Consider the following 12,740-nt stretch of genomic DNA (forward strand, 5'->3'; position numbering starts at 1 on the left):
CCGGATTGCCGCATACCATAAAGCGTGTATCCGCTTTGTTAAACGTGAAACTGATGTATTTTTCCAAGCCGCCTTCCAGCAGCAAGGCCGGAATACGTTGGTTGGATTGAGACATACCGAGGTAACGGCGCTTTCATGGTGTTTTCCAAACCGTCATATCGGTCCACAATACCACGATAGTGTTTTAATTTTTCAAAGGTATTTGAAACCAAGTGCCTGATTTTATAAATGTACCGGCCCATTGACACATTCAAACATCCCCTATCTTTTTGTAAGGAATCTTCTGCCTGACACCCTTACCGGCAATCAACTGTCTGAATGCATCCGAATCACCGCCTTTATCTGCACCCAGCATTCCGGTTGATGACAAATCAAGCTCATCATCCAATAATTCCGGTGCCGCCGTAATATCGTTTACTGTTTCCCGTGTTATCTTAAAAGCAACAGGATTACTACCGGCAACAGCCAAATGAATCTTGGCGGTGTTACTGCCACGGCTGTGACCAACCGCAGCTTCCTTTCCAACCCCAGCCCTTGCATACTGATGGACTTTAATATGGCTGCCATCGATAAACGGCCATTCTATATCAGAACATTTTGATAAGGTACCGGATTAGTGATAAAAACACCTTTTCCGCCCATCTGTAACAAGTGCGGAGTAAGGAGTCAGGCTGGCCAAAGGAAGAGAAAACATCTTCCCAAGTCATGCCTGCCCTCATCCGATAGCGCATACCCCTGCCGTCAAATGCAGATTTTTCTTGTTACAGACGACACCTGAATCCAGCAAAATAGGCAACCGCTTTGACCGGTATTCCTGTCCGAGGCATAGCAGATAAGTAATTCTTTGTTTGGCAGCATTATCTGCTTTTCTCTTGCCGTCTCTGTTTAGATGACAAGTCATTGTCAGGAAGCCTTAGCATTGCAGAACGAACAGACATATCATGAAGTAAACAAGCATTCGAGAAGCGTGGCACGAAGAAATATGCCTAAAAGATAGGAATTCTGCAAAAGGCCCTGCTTCCAATCTGCTTGTAATGAATGATATGCCCTTTTCAGACGGCCTATTTCAGGTAAAATGACTTCACCGGACTTAATTTTGGAGAAACTGATGACGACACCGACCATCGAACACGTTCAAGCCGTTGCCTTTGATTTGGACGGCACCCTATGCCATTCCGCGCCCGATTTGATTGCCGCCGGCAACGCCATGCGCGCCTACTTGGGCATGGATACGCTGCTCAATGCTGAAATTGAAAGCTACATCGGCGACGGTATCGGCCGTTTGGTGCACCGCGTCATCACACGCGAACGCGAAACCGATGCCGCGCCCGACATTTGGGAAAAAGGTTTCGTGTTCTACATACAATACTACCGGGAACACTTAAGCGACTCCACCTGCCTCTATCCCGAAACCGAAACCGGTTTGGGACTCTTGAAAACCTTGGGCATTCCCTTGGCCGTCATCACCAACAAAACCGAAATCTTAGCTGTTGAATTATTGAAACAATTGGGCATTGCCGATAATTTCAGCCTGATTCTCGGCGGAGACAGCTTGGCCGAAAAAAAACCCAGCCCGCTACCGCTGCAACATTGCGCCGAAGTATTGGGCATCGACATTGCCAACATGATGATGATCGGCGATTCGCACAACGACATCCTTGCCGCCAAAGCCGCGGGTTGCTTCAGCGTGGGCGTAACATTCGGCTACGGCGACATGACCTTGTTGTCGCAAGACAAAGCAACCAAGCCGGATTGGCTGATTGGTTCGCTGCCCGAAATCTATGAAAACCTGCACCCGCAAAAAATCAAAGAAGACGAATAAACCGAAGGCCGCCTGAAATGCACGAATCCGAAAGCAACGACTTCATCTACTTCGGCGGCACGCCTGAAAGCGAATCCAAACGCCCGGTCAACCCGCAAAAACCACTGCGTACGCGGGCGATGGATATTCTGTCGCGCCAAGAAATCAGCCGTGTCGGCCTCAAACGGAAACTCGCGCCCTATGCCGAAAACGAAGAGGAGTTAGAAAAATTATTGGACGAATTTGCCGAACGCAATTGGCAGTCGGACGAACGTTACGCCGAAGCCTACATCCACAGCAAAAGTCGCCAACACGGCAAATTACGCTTGCAACAGGCTTTGGCGCAGCAAGGCATTGATGCCGGAGTCAGCCGCGAATTTATGCCAGACAAAGAAAGCGAACTGCAAACCGCGATTTATGTTTTGCGCAAAAAATTCAAGCAGCCGGGCCGCGATTTGAAAGAGAAACGAAAGCAAATGCGTTTTCTGGCTTACCGCGGTTTCGACATGGCCACGATTCAGACGGCCTTAAAAAACGGTTGGACGGAAGATAACAAATTTGATTGATGCATTTCACTTGAATCTTTCCGCCAAACAGCGTACGCTTCAGTCCGTGAATATCAAAGAGCATGAGTTTTCATAATGACCGATAAAAACCCTTCCCCTGTCACATACAAACCCTCTTTAAAAGACGAACGCAACCACCCTGTGTACAGAGCCGGCCGCGCCGTAGTTATCTTCATGAGCATCGTGTGGGCGATTGTGGTGATTTTAGTTTTGTATTTTGTGTTTGAATTTTGGTTGGGCTAGCAGCTTGTCAAATCACAAGGCCGTCTGAAACAAATAATCTGTTTCAGACGGCCTTGTCTTGTTACTTAAATTCAGCGTTTTTCGTGTTTGCCAATCAGGTAAACCGCCCCAATGGCAAAAATAACCGTCGGCAGCGTACCGGCTAAAAACGGCGGCACGCCGTAAAGCTGGCTGGTGAAACCGAACAAGCGGCCCGCAAAGTGAAACGCCAAGCCCAAGCAAATACCGCCGAAGAGTTTCAAACCTATATTACCGTGGCGCGTGGTTTGCGGCGTAAATGCGTAGGCGACCAAAACCATTACCAATGCAGCAATCGGATACATCACCTTACGCCACCAAGCAATCGAATAGGCTTGTGTTTGCTGATGGTTGTCCTTCAAATGCGCGATGTAAGTGGTAAGTTCGGACACCGACATCTGGTCGGGATCAACCAGCAACACATCCATCAATTTGCTGTTTATCGCGGTTTCCCAACGTTGTTCGGCTTCGGTTTTGACTTCAATGTGGTCATTGTAAATCATGCTGTGGCGCACGTTTTTCAGCTGCCAACTGCCGTCCGTATTCAACACGGCCGCTTCAGCCTCGACCACCTGAACCAATTCGTATTGCTCATTATGTTGCCAGACTTTTACACCGAGTAAGGTTTTGTCGGGCAGCATTTCGCGCACGTTGATGATGTTGTTTTTCTCTTTCAGCCACAACCCTGTATTGCCGGCGGTCAGCTTACCGTTGATGGCGGCGGTTTTCAGGTTTTCCGCGCGTTGGCTGAGCTTCGGCGCAACCCATTCGCCTAAGGCCACTGTGGCCAAGGCAAAAATCAAGCCGAACTTTGCCAAAATCAACAACAGTTTTTTGATGTTCAAACCACTGGCTTTCATCACCGTCAATTCACTGCCGGAAGCCAGTTGGCTCAAGGAAATCAAGCCGCCGATCAATACCGCCAACGGCATCAGTTCATATGCGCGCGCGGGCATCTGCATCAGCACATATTGCGCCATTTTCACGCCGCCGTAACCGCCTTTGCCAAGATTGCCGACTTCGTCCATCACTTCAAAAAAGCTGTATAAAACCAAAAACGCCAGTAAAGCATACAAGGCCATCACAGCCATTTGGCGGATAATATAACGTGAAATCAGATTCATTTTCCGCCTTTCAAACCCAAACTTTTCGCCACGGCCTGCCAAAATGGCTGCGCCGGCATAGTACGCACACGCAGCAGCACCACAGAAATAACAAACATCAACACATGCATCGGGATCAAACCGGCCAAGAAATGGATTTTGCCGTCTTCCACCGCATTGCGTAAGAAAGTCAGGCCGTTTTGATAAATCAAGAACAAACCGATGGCAATCAGAATATTATAGGTATGGCCGGTACGCGGATTGAAATACGACAACGGCACGGCCGACATGGCCAACAGCAGCACACTAATCGGTAAAGACACACGCCACATCAGTTCGGCTTGGTGCTTAGGATTGTCGCTGCCGATTAATTGCGCGGTCGCAATGGTGCGGCGGTGGGAAACAGGATCGACAATTTTCGGCGTAGTGCTGATAATCAGGCTCAATTTTTCAAACGAAACCTGATTGTAATCGGCATGCCCTGGCATGCCGCTGTAACGGTAGCCGTTGCGCAATTCCAACGTGCGTTTGTTGGGGGTCAGCGTAAAATTGCCTTCTTTGGCGAACACGATGTTGTCATTGCCTTTTTCGTCCTGCTCGCGTAAAAACAGGTTTTTCATCACACCTGAATCGGTATCGAAGGTTTCGACAAAATACACACGGTTGTTGCGTTTGCCCAAAGCATTGAATTCTCCTGCCTTTACCAATGAAAGTTCTTGTTTCTGCTTCAAAATTTCGGCATATTCGCGACTGCGCAGCTCCGCCCACGGCAACACCCAAAGCTGCATGACAGCAACCAATACCGCAAACGGCACGGCAAACTGCATCACCGGTTTAATCCATTGCTTCAAAGCCAAACCGCTGGAGAGCCATACCGACATTTCGCTGTCGCGCCAATAGCGGGTCAACACCGTCAGCGTGCTGATAAATGCCGTCAACACCAGCAAAAGCGGCGTCATGCCGATGACCCAGAAACCGACCAAAGCCAGCACGGCATCAATCGCCACCCGCCCATCGGCGGCACGCCCCAACAGGTTAATCGCCTGCGTCGACACCAATACCGCCAGCAGCACCAGAAAAATGCCGACCGCCGTAAAGGACAATTCTTTAATAAAATTTCTTTGATAAATCATATCATTGCTGTTTGAAGCTGAGCGGCAAAAGCCGGTTGGCAGGCCTCCTTAACCTTCTTCACAGGCGGAGGCCCCTGAAAAATACCCATCTTCGGAATATCCTTTCGCATTGTGCTTTCCAAACGCTTGCCTATCCTTCAATGATAAGCCTGCGCGTTCTGCGATGCGGCCGCTTTGAAGCGCACTCAAAATCCGGGGATTTCGCAAAGATCTCGGTCCGTCAGAAAAGCAGCGTAATAAACGTGCAGCGCCGGTATCAACTGGTATCATGAAATAAGGTTACAGACGGCCCGATGATGGAGTACAATCATTTCATCTTTCCCGCACGGCACAAGGCCGTCTGAAACATCCGAACACCCACATTCAATCAGGAGAATAAACGTGGAATTTAGCACAAAAGCCGAAAAATTGCAGCCGAATCAGGCAGACGCAGCGTTATTTATTTGTACGGAAGAAGCCCAGCTCAACAACGACACCGCCATTGCCCTGTTCCGCTCGCTGGAAGAAGGCCAATTTTTTGCCGAAACCAAAACTCCATCTGCCGACGGTTTGCAAGCCGTAGCCGTAGCTTACCTAAAAGACTTAGAACGCGCCACTTTTGACAAAGCCGCTGCCGAAGCTGCCAAATGGGCGCAAAATCACGTTGAAGTCAGCGTCGACATCATGCCGTTTTGCGAAATCAACGCCCCGCGCGTATCCGAAGCCTTCGCCGTTGCCTTCGGTAATGCCGCCTACCGTTTCGACCGCTACAAAAAAGAAGCCAAACCAGCCAAGCTGATCCACACTATATTCCATACCGGCCACACCGCTGAAGTAGGAGCCGCGTTGAAATTTGCTGACGCGCAAGTGTTCGGCCAAAGCCTGTGCCGCGATTTGGGCAATGCCGCACCGAACGAATGCACCCCGGAATTTTTGGCCACTACCGCCAAATCCAAGGCAGAACGATTGGGCGCAGACGCCAAAATCATCGACAAAGACTATATCAAAAGCAATATGGGTTCGTTTTGGGCAGTCGCCAAAGGCAGCGTGCAAGACCCTTATTTGGTCGAACTCTCTTACTTCGGTGCGGCAGATAAAGAAGCCGCACCCATCGTATTGGTCGGCAAAGGCATCACGTTTGATACTGGCGGCATCTCACTGAAACCGGGCTTAAACATGGACGAAATGAAATTCGACATGTGCGGCGCGGCCGCCGTGATCGGCACCTTCTGCGCAGCCGTGAAGCTGCAATTGCAGATTAACCTGATTGCGGTTGTGCCAACTTGCGAAAACATGCCGTCCGGCATGGCTACCAAACCGGGCGACATCGTCACCAGCATGAAAGGCTTGAGCATCGAAGTGCTGAATACGGATGCCGAAGGCCGTCTGATTTTGTGCGACGCGCTCACCTACGCCGAACAATTCAAGCCGAAAGCCGTGATTGATGTCGCCACCCTTACCGGCGCCTGCATCATCGCCTTGGGTCATGATGTCAGCGGCGTAATGGGCAACAATCAAGAGTTGGTCGACAACCTGCTGGCTTCGTCTAAAGAAATCAACGACAAAGCATGGCAGCTGCCACTGTTTGACACTTACAAAGAGCAGCTTAAATCCAACTTTGCCGACCTGCCCAACATCGGTACACCGGGAGCCGGCACGATTACTGCCGCCACCTTCCTGTCACATTTCACCGAAGATTACCCATGGGCGCATCTCGACATCGCGGGGACAGCATGGAAATCCGGCAACGAAAAAGGCGCCACCGGCCGCCCTGTGCCTTTGCTGCTGAACTACTTGCGCAATATCAAATAAACCGGATTTTCGATTTAATCCATCACAAGGCCGTCTGAACACCTGGTTTTCAGACGGCCTTTTATGAGAAAAGAAAGGCACGCGTTGTTTTTTATCAAACGCTCATCAAAATTTCAAGCTTCTGCCGGCTGACGGGTTTATACTGGCTTTGATAAGATATCCACCATTCCAATGAGGAGTCCGCCATGAAAACCGCTATTTATACGCTTGCCGCCATGTTGCTATTGGGCGCGTGCAGCCACCATCAAAAGCTGGATAAATTGAAGAATGAATTGTCCGAAGCGCAAACAGCGGTGAAGCTTTCCGCAGCCAATACCAAACGGTTGGAAGATACGTATTCCGATATTTATTTTGAACTCAACAGCTTGACGGTAGAGAATTTCAAAGCCAAAGTGGCCAAAGGTGAAAAATTCTATGCCTATATCGGTCGGCCGAGTTGTGGCGATTGCAATGCGTTCGAGCCGATGTTCAAACGTTACATCAACCGATACCATCTGCACGATAAAATCTATTTTGTGAACGTGCATCGGCTTCATCAGGATAAAGCCGCTTGGGATGCATTCAAACAGCAATATGGTTTGAACGGCACGCCCATATTGGCTGCCTATGGCTCAGGCCGTCAATTGAATAAATTGGATTTGGAAGACAACGGCGGCAAATTGAATGCCGAAGATTTGGAAAAATGGTTTGATACAAACCATTTGCGCTGACAATTAAAACGCCTGATAAATCAAAAGGCCGTCTGAAAATCTTTCAGACAGCCTTTTTTTGATTTAATCCTGATAAGATCACTCTGTTATCAACAACAAAAATCAATTAAAAAAGGGCTTAGGAAGCAAAATCATAAAACTTTATGGTAAGCTTCTGATATCTATATTAAAAACAAGTACCCAAAGTCCGGTAAACTTTCCGGGCAGAAATTCCGGCAAATATTACGCCTTTCTGCCTTAGATTTGACTGCTTCCGACACAGCCGGATTAACGGCAGCCAGTGTCCGAAGTGCCAACAACCCGTTCCCCAAACTGCGGCACCGTATTGCTGACGAATGTGGGAAGCAAACCCCGTTTTCAGAATTCCGGTGCCAGACGCATCCGTGGCAAACAGGCTTGGGGAGCCGGTGGAAAAACCACCGTATTGGGCATATTGAAGCGTCCCGGTGCTTCAAAAGCCACACTGCAAAAGGTTATCCGGGGTCATCTCCCTATCAAAGGCGTTACCAATACCGGTGGCCGGCGTGGTTCTGGTTGATATGGGCTGTGAAAAACACTTCCGTGTCCGTCACGCAGATAACGGGTTTGCCGGAGGGGTTCGGCATATTGGGGTTATGCAAAAAAAAAAACAGGCCGGTTGAATTTAACGGCATATCCGGACGGACGTTTTATTGGCACCTGGAAGAAACGGGATTCCGCTTTAATCACAGACATGATGACCTGTATGTAATTTTGTTGGAAATGTCACGATATATGCCGTTGGATTAGATTTGCTTCCTAAGCTCCTTATATTTAAATATAAATATATTTTTAAGAAAATTTCACAAACCTTCTCTCGAGATAAACAGGATGCAAGCCGGCGTGCAGAGGAGTAAAATTCCACACTGTAGGCAAACAATCTCAAGCCATAGGCATCGGCGGTAATGCATCCGTGTTGCCGGATGCCACAATATGTAAAACGGAGGATATATGGCAAAAGTCAGCGTCATTGGAACCGGATTTGTCGGCGCAAGTTCGGCATTTGCAATCGCTTTACAAGGGGTATGTAGCGACCTGCTCTTGGTCGATGCCAATCCCGAGCGCGCCCGCGCAGAAGCGGCGGATATTTCCCACGGTGCGGCGGTCGCCAACGGCGTGCGGGTACACAGCGGCGATTATCAAGATATTGCCGGCTCGCAAGTAGTGGTGATTGCCGCCGGGGTCAACCAAAAACCAGGGGAATCACGCTTGGCATTACTTTCTCGCAACGCTTCGATTTTCCAAGATGTTTTACCAAGACTTTGCGCGGTAGCCGCAGACGCCGTGGTGGTGGTCGCCACCAATCCGGTGGACATCATGACCGACGTGACCCGCGCCTTGCACCCAAATCCGCAACGCGTACTCGGCACGGGAACTGTGCTTGATACCGCACGTTTTCGCGATTTGCTGGGGCGGGAAAGCGGCATTAGTCCGCGTTATATCCATGCCAACGTGCTCGGTGAACACGGCGATTCTTCCGTTTTATGCTGGCAATATGCGCAAGTAGCTGGGCTGTCGTTCGCGCAATATCTTGCCACGATTGGCAAAACTTGGACGGCGCAAGATGCTGCCCGTGTGGAAGAAAAAGTCCGTGGTGCGGCAGCAACCATCATCGCCGGCAAACAAGCCACGTATTACGGCATCGGCGCAGCGGTGGCAAAAATCGTTGAAGCCGTGTTAAAAGACAGCCGCGCGGTCATGACCGTCAGCGGGGCAAGTGATTTCGGTGTCAGCTTGGCATTGCCCAATGTCGTCGGCCGCGACGGCATCTTACACACCATCACCCCATCGCTAAGCAAAGAAGAAAAAAGCAAGCTCGAACGCAGCGCCGAAATCCTACGTACCTCGCAAAAAGGTTTGTTGGAAAACGGAAAACTATTGGTATAAAAAACACTTAAAACCAATATTTCATTTCTTGATGAGAAGCGCTTCTACGGAAGCGCTTTTTATTTTCACATATAAACAAACATCGCAAACTCTGACAGCAAGAACGCTTTGATCTGTTTCTTTGGGGCTGACATAGATTAACCCAAACACCACACCATTGCCGCAACATTTTAAGCTGCCCGGACGGTGCGCCGAAGTCAAAGCGGAACCCGCATTCTTTCAAGAACAGCGGGAAAGGTTTACGCTCAATCCTCCTTGTATTTGCGCAAGACGCACTTCGCCCGGTCCCAACAATTTCCAATGTCGCCGATAGGGTTTTGACGGTCTGCAAAAGGCTGTGAACGGTTGAGCGGCGACGCGCGAACCTGCCCCGCATCAAGCACGCCACAGCCCCTGTCACTACCGGTATAAACAATGCCGTCAGGTGTTGTTTGCTGTTTGATAACCGGAAATAAGGCATCCTGTCCGTTATCCCCCGCAACGGCGGTACCGACCTTTCCCTGCCGCTTTAAGATGCCGGATACCGCCGCTTTTCCTGCTGCCGCGCTTCCGCGCTTGCCCTTACGCCGACCGGCAAAACAACCCCCGTCCGGCCCGGTAAGGCCTCTGAAAACCCCACCAGCTTCCTGCGCCAAATGACAGGCAGCCGCTTGGCGGGTTTTGCGGTAGGACAACATAGCCCAACCGGGTTGGGTACCCAGAATATCAGCGGCTGCACGGGCGGTGGCTGACGGTACGAAAAACCGGAGAAGTTTTCTTTGGGTATTCTTTGTTAATTTGCAATGGTTATCTTTATTTTTGCCGTCTGACATAACTGCTAATCTGCTTTAGCCCCAAAACTTTTATTACTCAGTAGGTTGAGGGATATAAGAAAAGCTGGCGTTGTTTACCTTTTTTGTTTTGCCTGAATACCCGTTTGGGAATTTTTGCATGTTGCCAAAAATGCCGGATGGCACGACAAAGCCGAACGCTTCCTGAGCATACTTGTACATTCCAAAACAATTGTTCCGGTAAAAGACAAAAACGGTTCCGCATAACAAGTGTCGGCAACTCGGTTTTTTCTAACACGCTGATGTTATTGATTAATTAATGCGCAGAATCGGCTGTTTCTGCTTGTTTACGGTACGCTAATACATAAAGCATGCCGACGAATACTGAGCCGCCGACCGCATTACCCAAATAAACCGAAACCATATTGTGCATAAACTGCATCCAAGAAATATCGGCACCGCCCCAAATCGCTGCGGGAATGACAAACATATTGGCGACAACGTGTTGGAAACCGATTAACACGAAAATCATAATCGGAAACCAAATAGCCAAGATCTTGCCGCCGTAAGTATGCGCGCCGTAGCACAGCCATGCGCCCATCGCCACCATCCAGTTGCAGCCGATGCCGGAAACGAAAGCATGCGCAAAATCTGCCGATACTTTGGTTTGCGCCACGGCGATGGTTTCATGCAGATAATGGCCTTCAGTCAAACCCAAAAAATGGCCGAAAAACCAAGCCACGAAAAATGCACCGAGCAGATTTGCCAGTGATACCATCAACCAGTTGCGCAGCCATTTTCCGGCTGTGATTTTCTTCATCATTACAGCCACCGGCAATACCATCATATTGCTGGTAATCAGTTCCGCACCGCCGAGCAAAATACAAATCAGGCCGATGGGGAAGACAGCAGCGCCGAGTAGGGTAGCCAAGCTGCCCATTTCTTCCGGCATACCGCCGACCACGCGGATGTAAGCCAAATAGCCGATGGAGATAAACGCGCCGCCCAAAAAGCCCAATACGCTCAACTGAAGCGCATCGCCGTTGCCTTTTACTACGCCCTTATCGGTGGTGGCGCGCAGAATTTCATGCGGGTATAAATCACTCATGTTTTTTGTCCGTATAGAATACAAACGTTATTTTACGGTGGTGGGAAGCTGCCATGCTTGATATAACTCAAGGGTGTATTGCGGCACAACTGAAAAAAGCATAACTCTATCTACTTTGGCAGACGCTATTAATCCGAATTTGAATAAAGATGCAGGAAAATTATATGGTGCAACCGGTAGTTTCCAAGCCAAACCCTGTTCAATGCTGGAGAATTATACCGCTGGAGACTGACAAGATACTATAGTGGAAGGGTTTGCCGACACGCATAATTTTCTCGGTAGTCAGAATATAGGGGGTTTATGGTGATAAAGGAAATGCCACACGCGATAACGGAAAGATAGCTGATATAGCCGCCGAAGTTATTACCGTTGTTGCTATTCCGGTAGCAGCACCATTTGCTATTTCGGATATAATTTCTTCCGATATATTTCAAGCCATCATTCAGATGAGGTAATCATGAAAAATGTAATTTTATATTTTTTGGCCGCTTTGTTATTAAGTGCCTGCGGAGTATGTTGGAGTCCTTTTCGTGTTATACCATGCACGGCAGATTGGCTTTCTAATGTTGATTCTTACATCAAGGATGTATCTCCTGAACAACGTATGATAGACATAAAATATTGTCTAGGTGAAGATGCAGCAGGGATACCGGATAAAAATGGAAATATTTTTGAACCAATACGTAGGAAATACAATCACTCTGCTTATGGGGATGAAAAGACAAGGGCATTTAGCAAATGCATGAGAGAGAAAGGGTATCGTTATGACCACTATTACAAAAAAGAATAAAACTAAATTAAAGAGGTCGTTCAAAATCCTGTGTCAGCTTGAATTCTACAACCGGATAATGCCGTCCGGCTGTCAAAACAAACCGCCAACTGCAGGAGCGTCTGCCCCCGGTTTGCAATCGGCATCGCCCATTTCCCCGAAGCCTTACCGATACCGCCATATAAAAGCTTCAGCAGGCCGGTTTCATTGGGGAATGCGCCTTGGGTTTTGGCCAGCTTCCGAAACTGGCGGTGTACCGCCTCTGCCGCATTGGTCGTATAAATCGGTTTGCGTACGGTTCCGGGGCAGCGGAAACAGGCAGACAGGAGCGGCCGTTTGCTGCGCCATGACTGTATCACTTTCGGGTATTTCCGCTCCATTCCTCTTCCGGTCCGTCCAAAGCCGCTTCCGCCGCTTCGCGGTATATTGGGTTTCAGCCTTTTGGCCTTTGCTGGCGACACAGCGCAAACTGTTGCGGATTTGGCGGGTGACGCACAATTGTACTCCGGTTTGCGGAAAGATACTGCGAACGGCTTCGTCAAAACCGGCCAAACCGTTTGCGCAGGCTGTTAGAATGTCTTTGATGCCGCGGTTGTTCAGGCCGGCCAATACTTCCAACCAATAACGCGCGCCTTCGCTTTCGGACAGGTAAAGACCGGTACAGTGGACGGCATCGGGCCGGATGAAGGGATATAGCGCATCCAACGGGCGTTGCCGCCATTGGCGTATCTTTCACTCATTGGATGTCAGATGACAGTAAATATAAACCTTACCATAGGGGCAGGGCCAAGTATTTTTTCAGACGCCCCGGGATCTTTGTAAA

11 protein-coding genes and 3 pseudogenes are annotated in these 12,740 nt (G+C 49.2%); 8 read left to right on the forward strand and 6 right to left on the reverse strand.

The genetic code is table 11. The annotated features are described in order from the left end of the window. Nucleotides 1–250: 250 nt before the first annotated feature. A complete protein-coding gene (locus C7N83_RS10405) occupies nt 251–586 on the reverse strand; it encodes a transposase (protein WP_106742510.1) in 336 nt (111 codons plus the stop codon). 522 nt (nt 587–1,108) lie between these two features. Between C7N83_RS10405 and C7N83_RS10410 the strand changes: the two genes are divergently transcribed. The 3 genes from C7N83_RS10410 to C7N83_RS14885 all read left to right on the forward strand — a co-directional run bounded on the left by C7N83_RS10410 (nt 1,109) and on the right by C7N83_RS14885 (nt 2,610). Continuing rightward, complete coding sequence (locus tag C7N83_RS10410; RefSeq protein WP_106742528.1) at nt 1,109–1,822, forward strand: phosphoglycolate phosphatase; 714 nt, start codon at nt 1,109–1,111, stop codon at nt 1,820–1,822. Between the two features lie 17 nt (nt 1,823–1,839). Continuing rightward, entirely contained in the window at nt 1,840–2,367 is a 528-nt protein-coding gene (gene recX, locus C7N83_RS10415) for a recombination regulator RecX (protein ID WP_106742512.1), read from the forward strand. A gap of 75 nt (nt 2,368–2,442) precedes the next feature. Beyond that, nucleotides 2,443–2,610 (forward strand): hypothetical protein, encoded by a 168-nt coding sequence (locus C7N83_RS14885; protein ID WP_170064894.1) that lies wholly within the window; start codon nt 2,443–2,445, stop codon nt 2,608–2,610. A gap of 71 nt (nt 2,611–2,681) precedes the next feature. Here C7N83_RS14885 and lptG read toward each other — a convergent pair whose 3' ends face one another. Further along, nucleotides 2,682–3,752 (reverse strand): LPS export ABC transporter permease LptG, encoded by a 1,071-nt coding sequence (gene lptG, locus C7N83_RS10420; RefSeq protein WP_106742514.1) that lies wholly within the window; start codon nt 3,750–3,752, stop codon nt 2,682–2,684. Then, on the reverse strand, nt 3,749–4,864 hold the full coding sequence (gene lptF, locus C7N83_RS10425; protein WP_106742515.1) for an LPS export ABC transporter permease LptF: 1,116 nt from the start codon (nt 4,862–4,864) through the stop codon (nt 3,749–3,751). Before lptF ends, lptG begins: the two co-directional genes overlap by 4 nt. 381 nt (nt 4,865–5,245) lie before the next feature. On the opposite strand from lptF, the gene C7N83_RS10430 reads away from it, so the two are divergent. From C7N83_RS10430 to C7N83_RS10445, 4 genes and pseudogenes are all read left to right on the forward strand, one after another. Further along, nucleotides 5,246–6,655, forward strand: coding sequence for a leucyl aminopeptidase (locus C7N83_RS10430; protein WP_106742517.1), 1,410 nt, complete (start codon nt 5,246–5,248; stop codon nt 6,653–6,655). Nucleotides 6,656–6,840: 185 nt separating this feature from the next. Next, nucleotides 6,841–7,365, forward strand: a complete 525-nt coding sequence (locus C7N83_RS10435) for a thioredoxin family protein (protein WP_106742519.1) — start codon at nt 6,841–6,843, stop codon at nt 7,363–7,365. Nucleotides 7,366–7,524: 159 nt separating this feature from the next. Continuing rightward, nucleotides 7,525–8,133 (forward strand): annotated as a pseudogene (locus C7N83_RS10440) (IS1595 family transposase). Between the two features lie 201 nt (nt 8,134–8,334). Beyond that, nucleotides 8,335–9,270, forward strand: a complete 936-nt coding sequence (locus C7N83_RS10445; RefSeq protein WP_106742520.1) for an L-lactate dehydrogenase — start codon at nt 8,335–8,337, stop codon at nt 9,268–9,270. Nucleotides 9,271–9,415: 145 nt separating this feature from the next. Here the strand turns inward: C7N83_RS10445 and C7N83_RS10450 are convergent. Both C7N83_RS10450 and C7N83_RS10455 read right to left on the reverse strand, forming a co-directional pair. Then, nucleotides 9,416–10,082 (reverse strand): annotated as a pseudogene (locus C7N83_RS10450) (hypothetical protein); the annotation flags it as partial. A 274-nt stretch (nt 10,083–10,356) separates the two neighbouring features. Next, nucleotides 10,357–11,148, reverse strand: a complete 792-nt coding sequence (locus tag C7N83_RS10455; RefSeq protein WP_106742522.1) for a formate/nitrite transporter family protein — start codon at nt 11,146–11,148, stop codon at nt 10,357–10,359. A 457-nt stretch (nt 11,149–11,605) separates the two neighbouring features. On the opposite strand from C7N83_RS10455, the gene C7N83_RS14285 reads away from it, so the two are divergent. Continuing rightward, a complete protein-coding gene (locus C7N83_RS14285) occupies nt 11,606–11,938 on the forward strand; it encodes a hypothetical protein (RefSeq protein ID WP_146135138.1) in 333 nt (110 codons plus the stop codon). A gap of 20 nt (nt 11,939–11,958) precedes the next feature. Here the strand turns inward: C7N83_RS14285 and C7N83_RS10470 are convergent. Continuing rightward, a pseudogene (locus C7N83_RS10470) lies at nt 11,959–12,649 on the reverse strand (transposase); the annotation flags it as partial. Nucleotides 12,650–12,740: the final 91 nt, after the last annotated feature.

This window comes from Neisseria iguanae (assembly GCF_003013245.1).
Taxonomy (GTDB): domain Bacteria; phylum Pseudomonadota; class Gammaproteobacteria; order Burkholderiales; family Neisseriaceae; genus Neisseria; species Neisseria iguanae.

Coding starts and splice junctions, on each gene's coding strand:
- lptG (WP_106742514.1), bottom strand. CDS start 3,752: ATGAATCTGATTTCACGTTATATTATCCGCCAAATGGCTGTGATGGCC.
- lptF (WP_106742515.1), bottom strand. CDS start 4,864: ATGATTTATCAAAGAAATTTTATTAAAGAATTGTCCTTTACGGCGGTC.
- C7N83_RS10455 (WP_106742522.1), bottom strand. CDS start 11,148: ATGAGTGATTTATACCCGCATGAAATTCTGCGCGCCACCACCGATAAG.
- recX (WP_106742512.1), top strand. CDS start 1,840: ATGCACGAATCCGAAAGCAACGACTTCATCTACTTCGGCGGCACGCCT.
- C7N83_RS14885 (WP_170064894.1), top strand. CDS start 2,443: ATGACCGATAAAAACCCTTCCCCTGTCACATACAAACCCTCTTTAAAA.
- C7N83_RS10410 (WP_106742528.1), top strand. CDS start 1,109: ATGACGACACCGACCATCGAACACGTTCAAGCCGTTGCCTTTGATTTG.
- C7N83_RS10435 (WP_106742519.1), top strand. CDS start 6,841: ATGAAAACCGCTATTTATACGCTTGCCGCCATGTTGCTATTGGGCGCG.
- C7N83_RS10445 (WP_106742520.1), top strand. CDS start 8,335: ATGGCAAAAGTCAGCGTCATTGGAACCGGATTTGTCGGCGCAAGTTCG.
- C7N83_RS14285 (WP_146135138.1), top strand. CDS start 11,606: ATGAAAAATGTAATTTTATATTTTTTGGCCGCTTTGTTATTAAGTGCC.